Origin of the sequence: Holospora elegans E1, from assembly GCF_000648275.1 — a bacterium.
GTDB lineage: Bacteria > Pseudomonadota > Alphaproteobacteria > Holosporales > Holosporaceae > Holospora > Holospora undulata_A.
This window is the reverse complement of the sequence record NZ_BAUP01000045.1, coordinates 1-9,670: the sequence shown is the minus strand read 5'-3', so window position 1 is coordinate 9,670 and position 9,670 is coordinate 1. Positions and strand designations below refer to the sequence as shown.

The following is a 9,670-nucleotide window of genomic DNA, read 5'->3' as shown; positions in this document are numbered from 1 at the left end:
TTTAATATACCCTCAATACCTTTCTTTACCCCTCTTTCTTTCTTCCTGTTTTTACTTTTTTTTACCTGTGCTTTTGACACATCATCCCTATTCCTTTTTCCTTTTATTATGGCCAATCCGCAAAAATATGACCAAAGATCAAGTCTCCTTAAAAAGATAATCAATAGACCCATCTTAGCCCGTTTTCTTTCAATAGAATTGAGATCCAGAGAATTTGGAGAAGGTAAAGAAGGGTATGTCCTTTCTGTATTATAGCCCCATGCATGATTTTTCTTTTATGAAAGCTTGCATTCCATAAATCATTAAAGATCTGGGTGTTAATGTTTGATTGAAAGATGGGTATTGTGAAAAAGCTTTTTCCCATCAAAGCTCCCATACCAGTAGTTTTTTTCGCTTCCCAATCATGTTTGCCTGTTGATATCGCAGTCTTGGCACACTATAGTAATTTAGGTTGAATTAGGTGTGTTAAAGAACCACGAAATAGCGTCGAATAGAGCGTTGAAATTTATTATATTGCATTTAATCTACCTCTTCATATTAGCCCAGAATTTCTCTATTGGATTCAAATCAGAAGAGTAAGGCGGTAGAAAAATTATACTGCATTTTACAGATTATTTATGAAAAGAGGCATTATCCATAATAATACCTTGATCAGGCTTTAGTTTCTTGATCAGGAATACCAAAGCTTGGAATAATACTGTGTCGCAAGATCCGTTACCCCTCATTGGTGCTATGGGCGTGTTATTAACCAAAGCGGCAATACTATTTGATTTGTTCTTTGATCATATTCCCCACTCTTTTTGCCAACCAACTTTTCACTTTTTCTTTCCCAGCTTTCTGTCTTTGCACATAGCCATATCAATGCCGCTTTCATCAATATATACAATACTTGGATACGCTATATCTTTGATCGATTATTGATACTGATTTTTCTTTTATTTACTTTGATTTTCTTGGCTTGCTTTCACGTACGAAAAATTTTATTTTCTATGCCACCTGCCTATCGCTGATACAATTATTTTAAACGGTTGCGATGCTTCAATATACCCGTTCCCCTCATCTAAATATTCTATTACCCTTTGTCTTAAATCGTTTCCGCAGCTCTTTGTCATTTTTTTTATTGTAACAAAAAAACACACCTAATTCAACCTAAATTACTATGTCTAACCAATTACACGCTGATATATTTAAGAGCGGTTAATCCAACAACAACAGCAGTTTCGCTTCGCAAGCACAAGGAATTAAGACATACCGGACGGATTTCAGAATGATTTTGAAACATTTTTATCTCATGGGGGCTCCACCCTCCTTCCGGTCCTATCCATAAATTGTTATGAACAAAATCTGAAGATTGCTTAGTATCGCGCTTCCTTTCAAAAAGATCTTTATGTGCCACCCATCCGCCAGAAACAGAACTAAGAGCTTTTTCAAAAAGAACTACAGGAAGAATATCGGGAACAGTGTAGCGCCCGCTTTGTTCGGCTGCTTCCTGCACAATACGCTCTGATCTGTCTTTATTAAACCGATGTACGGAACTATACTGAGTAATGATGGGGTGGATGTGAGTTATTCCAAGTTCTGTGCTTTTCTCCAACGCCCAATCTAGCCGTTTAAATAGAGAAATATAAAGATGTAACGCAGGCAAAGCAACAGGCTGATCAGCAAATGACTCTACAACATCAAGTTGCTTGTTTGTTTTTTCTAAACAAATAGCCTTCCATCCCCCGTCTCTACCATTAAATACCTCTATCCAAGAACCAGCTTTTAATCGCATCACATTGTGCAAATAGTGAACATGCTGTGGAGACAAAGAAATTATCCCTTTTCCCAAATCTTCTTTTACGAATAGACGAATCATAAAAAATTATTGCCCCCCCCTACAACTTACGAAAAATACCACACTTGTTAAGAGCAAACAAAATGTACAGCAGATCATAAAACTGAATCATCCAAAAATTTATTCCTCTTTTAATTTAGAAAATGGGCCAAGCAAAGCAAAAAACATTTTTTTCTTATTGAACAAAGCTCTCCTTCTTCATACATAAAAAGAAGATCCGCATCCACATCGCCCTTTTTCCTTTGGGTTGTGAAACACAAACCCGGATCGCACTCCATCTTCCACATAATCCATAGTAAGACCAATGATAAACATCAACGCGTTGGATTGAATATAAAGGGTCACATCACCGCTAACCTTAACCTGAACATCTACGTCACAAGGGTCAGTAACACAAGACATCATGTAGGAAAGAGCCGCACACCCCTTACGCTTTAAGCTAAGCCGTACTGACGCTCCGTTATGCTTTTGGATAATAGCCCTAAGAGACGCTTCAGCTTTAGCTGTCACTGTCAAAATATCCTGATTATTTTTGTCCTTCATCACTTTTTTATTCTCATTCCAAAATATTATAATTTTATAAATAAAAGATCTTTATAATTTTACTTTTAATAAAACGCATTGTCTAGCCTAAAATATCTCCGAAAAATAATTAAAATTTTCAAATTTTATGTAAAATAAGAAATCAAAAGAAAACTTATTCCCTTCCTTCTGAAAAGTTATAAGGAATACTCCAAATCCATTGATTTGCATTATACTTTAACTGGCTTTCAAATCCAAACGGAATAGGATAATTATATGCGCCGTGCCCAAAGTATGGCCAATAAAAAACAGGAATTTCAGTATGTTCAGCAAACCTCTTTATGGCCTTTTCCCAATCTGTATTTTTTCCATAAAACGCACCAAAAATAATTGCTTTTGCCCCTTCTAAAACTTGAGCTTCAGTTAAATGATATAAAGCACGATCAATTTGATATCCTTGAATATTCAAATCTTCTATAATAATGATCTTTCCTTTACTTTTAAGTTGCCAAGAAGTTCCTATGCTGTGAACCAAAAGCGTTAAATTTCCTCCAATAACTTTCCCCTTTAACAATTTAGAACTTTTAGCGGCTTCGTTAAAAGGCCGCAAATTTTTATAATGAAGCACACCAGAGGAATTAGCTAAAATTTCATTCAACAAGAAAAAATTATTTTTTTGAATCCAAGGCTTTCCCCAATCTCCTGGCATAACTCCATGCACCCCTTTCCATCCTTGAGCATCAGCCCAAAGATGCAGGCAAGTCACATCACTATACCCAATAATTCCCTTTGGAAAAATGAGCTTGTCGTTTTTTACCGCTTTCCAAAGCGCGGGAATAAGCCTAGCACACCCATACCCACCACGCAAACACCATACCCAAAAAGAAGAGCGCTTTGTAAGCGCTTTTACAAGTTGCTCTGCCCTATCCTTGTCACTTGCGCTGTGCCAATACACTCCTGGAGCCCAAGATAAAGATTCCAGTTGAGAAAACTTTTTTTTCAATATTGAAAAGGTTTGCGCTTCAACCGCCCCTGCAGGAGCGACAATCAAAGCTTGCTCTAACGCTTTTAGGGAATTTTCTTTTTCAGCGTTTCCATTGAAATACACCCCCATTATTCCCAAAAAAATACTAATTTTAATTTTTAAATTAAGCTTCATTTTCCTTCCTTTAAAATTTTTTCTTTTTTAGCTATCAGAAATTTTAGGTATCAATTTCAGCTGCCGTTCTTGATCTTGATCCACAACCAACACCCCCTTTGATATAGCATAGTCTAGCTGAGGATCTATCCCCATCACTTGATCTTGCGGAGAGATTTCTACTTCAAAATCTGGATGAACTCCACAGTTTTCTACCCCCCACCCTGCTTCAGGAAACCAAATTGCGTATTCTGGTTGAGTAGTATAGGTGCCGTTAAGCAAGGGGTATCTTGGACTTATTCCAACCACGCCTCCCCAACTTCTCTTCCCTATTACTTTTCCGAGTTTCCAAGATTTAAACGCATAAGCAAACATATCTCCATCAGATCCTGTGTACGCATTAATCAGCAAAACCATAGGCCCCCTTGGAGACAATCTAGGATAAGGCGTTACACCAGACCAGCGACTTTGGTCATATCCAAGACGTTTTTGCGTAAGGTAACGAAAAATAATTTCAGATACATTGCCCCCTCCATTAAACCGAACATCAATAACTAAACCAGGACGATCAAATTCTTGAAGATACGATCTCATAAAGATATCCATTCCTTCGCATCCCATAGTGGGAATATGAATGTACCCCAACTTTCCCTGGCTTTTTTCGTGCACATACGCGGTATTTTTTGCAATCCACGCCTCATAACGCCACTTTCGTTCTTGATAACCTTTTTCCGGAAAAACCACAACAGAACGACGACTTTCTTCTGTCGGACCTATTTCAACAGGAATTCCATATCCTGCCCTATCCCACAAAAGTTGTTCTGGAGGACAAAACTTAGATAAACGTTTTCCCCCAATTGACCACAACAAATCTCCCACCTTAACAGAAAGTCCAGGGCGTTGTAATGGCCCTAATTGCCCTGAAAGTTGAATAAAAAATTCATCTATTCTGTAGGCATCTGCTTCTTCCACATAAGAAAAAGAAGCCCCTAGCGTAGAAGAAAACGGAGAACAAGATCTTGATTCTTGCGCACCTAAAATATATGCATGAGAAGTACCCAGCTCTCCATGCATTTCTTCAATGATGGCCCATAAATCTTCTATTTCTGTTATCCGTGCTATCAGGGGGTGATATCGCTGATATACTGCATCCCAATCTACTCCTCCTAGATCGCTTCTCCAGAATAGGTCTTTTTGCAAACGCCACGCTTCATCAAACATCTGATACCATTCTTTGCGATGATTCACACGAAGAGAGATACGATTCCAATCAAGCCATCCCCCTTTACGAAAAGAAGAATCCTCTCCATCTTCCGGTCTTGTTCCAGAAGGAACGACGCGCAACCGCCCTAGATTCAAATAAACCATCCATTTTTGATCATAAGACAGACTCCATTCTTGAACAGAATCCAGGATGCTACTTTCTGTTAAATCAGAAAAGCTGTACTTCCAAAGCTTTTGTTCCCATTTTTGTGATTCTGGTAAAGAGTCAGACTCAATCAAGGCACTGTACAGCAAGCCATCTTCTAAACAAATCATTTGCGTATAGGCTCTTGCAGCAAGAGGCAAAGGCTGCACCCTAAGCTGAATCCCTTCAAAATCAATGATAGATTCAAAAGTAGGAGCGTTTGTTTTGGAATCACTTACAGATTCTGATTGGTTTTCCGAATCTAAAGTGCTTGATTGTGCTTTTGAACCTTGTTCTGCATTTTCTTTTTCTGACTCGTCAGAAATTTTTTGTTTTTTTCATCTTCTAAGGCGTTTCCGTTTTCTGATTTTTGATGCTGCTCTTCAAGCGCTGCATATAATAAGCTAGGAGTATCTTTCAAAAGCGTAACAACAAAAGGCAGTAAGGGAGCTTCAAATTGGCTAGAAAAATGAACAGGATCAAAAGTAGATTCCACATGTCGCGCAGAGAAAAAAAACAAATAGCGTCCCTTAGGATCAAAAACTGGAAAAACATTTTCAAAAATATCTTCTACAACGACATGACGTTGGTTGTTTTGAACGTCGTAAATCACGATAGAAGAGCTGTGTGCCCTGCTCGGCAATCCATAAGCAAGTGCTTGACCGCATGGAGACCAGGAAACTCCTGCGATCTCTTCTCGTTTCTGAGTGCACTCTTCAAAAACTGTCTCAATCCATTGCCCATTTTTTTGTTCTAAATCTAACCAGAACAATTCATGCCGATGATTGCTTAAAACTAATCGACGTTTTTCGGGATGCGCTTCCATCACAGTAATGCGCCCCCATTCTCTTTGAATACCAGAAAAATCATCCCATTTATAGACAGTTTCTATCGAACCAATATCTTGGAACAAATGAAGCACATCTTGCTTACCTTCATCGCATACAGCAATCAGCTCTTTGTCAGACAGCCATTGCAAACACCGATAGTGTCCAAAAGGTTCTTGGCCATAGGGCAACTGCCAAACTGGCCCTTTATAACACGTCATTTGAAAAAGCTGACCACGACTTACTATGGAAAGATGTTTCCCAGTTTTAGACAGCGCACAAGTCCTGTAGTACGATCCTGCGTTATAAGAAGTATCATTTTTTGTTGCTCCAGCGCTGATGGGAACGCAAACTGTTTTAACGACCTCATCCTTTACAGACAAAACATGAAGTGTTCCCCCCACTGTATATACTAGGTGGTCTTGAGTTCCTGTCAAATGCATAGGGTAAAACTCAAGATTCTTGGTGTGTTGCCGCATATCTGAACCGTCCCAAAGAACTGAATGCACATTTCCCCATCCACTAACGTCAGATAAAAAGAAAATACGATCTTTCACACATACAGGACAAACATAATTGTACTGATTATTGTTAAGCAAAGGAGAAAAATTTTGATTTTTTTCTGTATCAATCCAAAGATTTCCAACGGTCCCCCCTTGATAGCGCTGCCACGCCCCATATCGATACCCTGCTCTTTGAATAACGCAACGATTTTGATCATCCCAAGCAATAGCGTTGGCTTCTCCGCACGCAACACGAGTCCACTGTTTTGAACAAGGACACAATAAGAAAATTTCAGAAATTTCAAAAGGATGTTTTGATCCGGTTTTGATAACAATTTGATCTTGATTCCACCCTAAAACACTGACTGGCGTTGAACTGTAAGTTAGTTGCTCTGAACTAGATTCCCCATTCCACTGTACAAAAACCTGCCCCATGCTACTCCAAGCAATACCCTTTGGGTGCAGTGCCAAAGACTTTATGCTATCGTAATCTCCGGTAAGACGCGTTAATTCCTGCGCTTGAAGCGTCATTGTCCAAATACTTTTTCCCAACAAAAAAGCAACGGAAGATTGACACACGCTGGGATACCGTATATAGGCTGACATAAAGATTTCCTAAATGAAAAAATTTTCTCATTATATCATAATCGCGAATAAAATCTCAAGAATACTTATAGAAATTCTATTTTCAAGTTACGAATAATCTTAAAAAACAAAAATCAATACAAAAAAATAAATAAAAAATTCTATACTATTTTGTTATTTTAAAAATTCAAAATAAGAACCATCAATACTAATAAATTTTCTTCAAAACTTATTTTCTATTTGGGCACAGTGTTTTTTTTCATTTTTTTGTGAAAAGCCCCTAGTATCAAAAAAAAATAATGCTATAATTCAAAGTGACGCGGTCATGGCGAAGCTGGTAGATGCGCAACGTTGAGGTCGTTGTGGGGGAAACCCCAGGGAAGTTCGAATCTTCTTGACCGCAGTTTTTTTAATCAATTTATAAAATTAATTATATTTTTTTCTACTTACAGAAATTTTTAACTGAAATAGAGCGTCACAAGATAAAGGTTTTATACAAAAATAACTAAGTAGTTTTCCTAAAAAGTGTTTAAGTAAAAAAATGCTGTTTAGTAAAAAGAAGGTTCCACAAAGGAATGGGGGTAAGATTTTTTTTAATTCGTGGAAATTACCTAGAACCTGTCTTCAAAAATTTAAATAAAATAAAATACAATCTGATAGAAAGCTTGGTTAGAAGGTAAATGACATACCCTATCCGAGAGGATTTGAGTGACACACAATGGAGATTTAATAAAATCTTATTGTGATACAGGGGATTGTGGCAAAAAACGTAAGATAAGCGCTTACTAACGGGGTGTTTTATCTTATAAAGACAGGCTGTCAGTGGCGCTTTTTTCCGCAAGAATACCCTCCGGAAAAGTGTGCACAGGTTTTACATGCAAACAAAACAAAGGGGAATTTGGAAGAAAGTGAAAAAAGTTCTTATGGAAAAAACCGGATAACAGTGGACGAAATGCTAATCCGATAATTACTTACAAAGTGCAAAAACAACGCACAAAGATTTAAATCAAGGGATTGATGGGGGGAAAAGGTCAAAGAACGTAAACGCCATAGTGTCACGGATCCCCCCTAGGACATATTTTTCATCTGAAGGTTCACACTATTGCGGGATGCAAGGTACTTGATAAGGTAGGTATAAAATATCCATCGCTTCAAGACGTATGCTCAGAAGCTGGTTCTCGTAAAACGTTCGAAGAGTTACTCAAAACATATTAGGCCCCTTGAAAAAACATAAAATAAAACTTTGTCGATGTACTGGAAAAGAAAGATAAGTAAGTACGAAGAATAAAAAGCAGAGACAGAAAAAAGCTTTAGAAGATTAACCGGGGTCAAAAAGTCAACTTTTGAGAAAATGGCCCAGATCTTAAGGTTAGCTGAAGGTGAGCAAAAATCTAAGAACCTGTATTCATGAATAAAAAAGTGTGATATAAAAGGCTTGAAGGAGTAGAAGATGAATTATCCAAGCGATATAAAAAAGAAAGAGTAGGAAGTAATGAAGCATCATTTTGATAGCGGCAATTACGACAATAGAAGCAAATACAACAAAAAAGAGGGGGTTAATGCAGTAGTTATATAATCAAGAGCGATTGTCAATAGGACGGTACATTGTTTTATAGACGATATAGGGTATGGGAAAAAGTGATGCATGAACTTATTAAGACAAGCCGAATTAAGTATGAAAGGAGAAAGAATCCCAGCTATAGCATCATTCACAAAGTGTTAAAACAAGTGTTAACCCCACAGGAGCCTCAGAAAAAATAGGTATAGATGGGGGAAAAAGATACGTAAACGGCATAGTGGTGTTGATAGGCAAGGCAATCTGATCTATATCACGGTTCATAAGGCCAATGACACAGGTGCTGGGTGCAGAGTTTTTGAGGAAGAGTTGCAAAAACATCCTAAATTAAAGAGAGTGTGTGCAGATGCTGGATATAGAAAACCCATAGAGGCATTTGTAAGAAATATATTGAATAAAACTATAGCAATCTCAGAGCATATATCTCAAGGATGGGCCATACTTGCTAAAACGCTGGATTGTCGAAAGAACATTTGCATGGCTAAATCATTTTCGAAGTGTATCTAAAGATCATGAAATGATTATAATAGCCCATTCCATGATCCTATTAAGAAGGTTAGCTAAATCATGAATACAAGGTTTCTAAGTAATTCCGCCCCAATAAACTAGGGGGCAAGGATCGCTTACTGATAACCTTAGAATATTTAAGAGAATACCGGAAATACTTTCATATATCTGGCAGCTATGGTCTGAGTGATAGCCTTTGCAAGAGGTCTATTAAAATGGGGGAAGATACGCCGATCAAGCATCCAGACTTTGCATTACCCGGGAAGAACGCGTTACTTAAAAGTGATAAGGAATATGAAGTTGTCCTTATCGATGCAACGGAAACGCCTATAGAGCGTCCTAAAAAAAAAGTCTTAAGAATACAATTTTATCCTGGAAAGAAGAGAATACTTGCTTTAAAGACACAAGGGGGGGGGAGAAGAAAACAAAGAAGTGATTTGTACAGCATTTACAAATGGCAACTGTCATGATTTTAGGTTATTTAAAGAATCTAAAAAAAAGATAAATCTTGGCATAAAAGATGCATCGCAACTCTGAATTGCCAAAGAAGAAAAGTAAGAAAAACCCTTTAACGAAAGAAGATAAAAATAAAAAACTTTCAAGCGAAAGAAAGGTGAATGAAACTATTATCGAATAGCATACTCCCCCTCACTTTTTTGAAGGGGCTTTAAAAGATCCAAAAGAGAGGCTATTTTATTAAAAATAAACAAAAATGTTTAATGCAAATTAACCTCTCATCCAGCGCAGAGACTTTTAAAACTTTCGTG

9 protein-coding genes, 1 tRNA gene and 2 pseudogenes are annotated in these 9,670 nt (G+C 37.5%); 3 read left to right on the top strand and 9 right to left on the bottom strand.

What is annotated here, in order from left to right; all coding sequences use genetic code 11:
* Positions 1 to 524 precede the first annotated feature (524 nt).
* From HE1_RS10205 to HE1_RS01275, 8 genes are all read right to left on the bottom strand, one after another.
* The gene (locus tag HE1_RS10205; RefSeq protein ID WP_373279893.1) at positions 525 to 593 is read right to left on the bottom strand and encodes a transposase; all 69 of its coding nucleotides are present in this window, start codon (positions 591 to 593) and stop codon (positions 525 to 527) included.
* Between the two features lie 18 nt (positions 594 to 611).
* Positions 612 to 752, bottom strand: a complete 141-nt coding sequence (locus HE1_RS09310) for a hypothetical protein (protein WP_206537209.1) — start codon at positions 750 to 752, stop codon at positions 612 to 614.
* Between the two features lie 228 nt (positions 753 to 980).
* Positions 981 to 1,112 carry an IS630 transposase-related protein gene (locus tag HE1_RS06955; protein ID WP_084490856.1) on the bottom strand — a complete coding sequence of 44 codons (132 nt, stop codon included), beginning with the start codon at positions 1,110 to 1,112 and terminating at the stop codon, positions 981 to 983.
* A 59-nt stretch (positions 1,113 to 1,171) separates the two neighbouring features.
* Positions 1,172 to 1,858 (bottom strand): RsmE family RNA methyltransferase, encoded by a 687-nt coding sequence (locus tag HE1_RS01295; protein WP_035543858.1) that lies wholly within the window; start codon positions 1,856 to 1,858, stop codon positions 1,172 to 1,174.
* Positions 1,859 to 2,035: 177 nt separating this feature from the next.
* A complete protein-coding gene (locus HE1_RS01290) occupies positions 2,036 to 2,380 on the bottom strand; it encodes a HesB/IscA family protein (RefSeq protein ID WP_035543854.1) in 345 nt (114 codons plus the stop codon).
* Positions 2,381 to 2,534: 154 nt separating this feature from the next.
* On the bottom strand, positions 2,535 to 3,518 hold the full coding sequence (locus tag HE1_RS01285) for an LD-carboxypeptidase (protein WP_006294678.1): 984 nt from the start codon (positions 3,516 to 3,518) through the stop codon (positions 2,535 to 2,537).
* Between the two features lie 27 nt (positions 3,519 to 3,545).
* Positions 3,546 to 5,075, bottom strand: coding sequence for a S41 family peptidase (locus tag HE1_RS01280; RefSeq protein ID WP_052567176.1), 1,530 nt, complete (start codon positions 5,073 to 5,075; stop codon positions 3,546 to 3,548).
* 92 nt (positions 5,076 to 5,167) lie between these two features.
* The gene (locus HE1_RS01275) at positions 5,168 to 6,841 is read right to left on the bottom strand and encodes a hypothetical protein (protein WP_035543852.1); all 1,674 of its coding nucleotides are present in this window, start codon (positions 6,839 to 6,841) and stop codon (positions 5,168 to 5,170) included.
* A gap of 298 nt (positions 6,842 to 7,139) precedes the next feature.
* On the opposite strand from HE1_RS01275, the gene HE1_RS01270 reads away from it, so the two are divergent.
* Positions 7,140 to 7,223, top strand: a tRNA-Leu gene (locus HE1_RS01270).
* Positions 7,224 to 8,117: 894 nt separating this feature from the next.
* Positions 8,118 to 8,216, top strand: a pseudogene (locus tag HE1_RS09545) (IS5/IS1182 family transposase); the annotation flags it as partial.
* Between the two features lie 309 nt (positions 8,217 to 8,525).
* On the opposite strand, the gene HE1_RS08615 reads toward HE1_RS09545, so the two are convergent.
* Positions 8,526 to 8,711: a hypothetical protein gene (locus tag HE1_RS08615; protein ID WP_162531155.1), complete on the bottom strand. Its 186-nt coding sequence runs from the start codon at positions 8,709 to 8,711 to the stop codon at positions 8,526 to 8,528.
* 278 nt (positions 8,712 to 8,989) lie between these two features.
* Between HE1_RS08615 and HE1_RS09540 the strand changes: the two are divergent.
* A pseudogene (locus HE1_RS09540) lies at positions 8,990 to 9,534 on the top strand (transposase family protein); the annotation flags it as partial.
* Positions 9,535 to 9,670 lie beyond the last annotated feature (136 nt).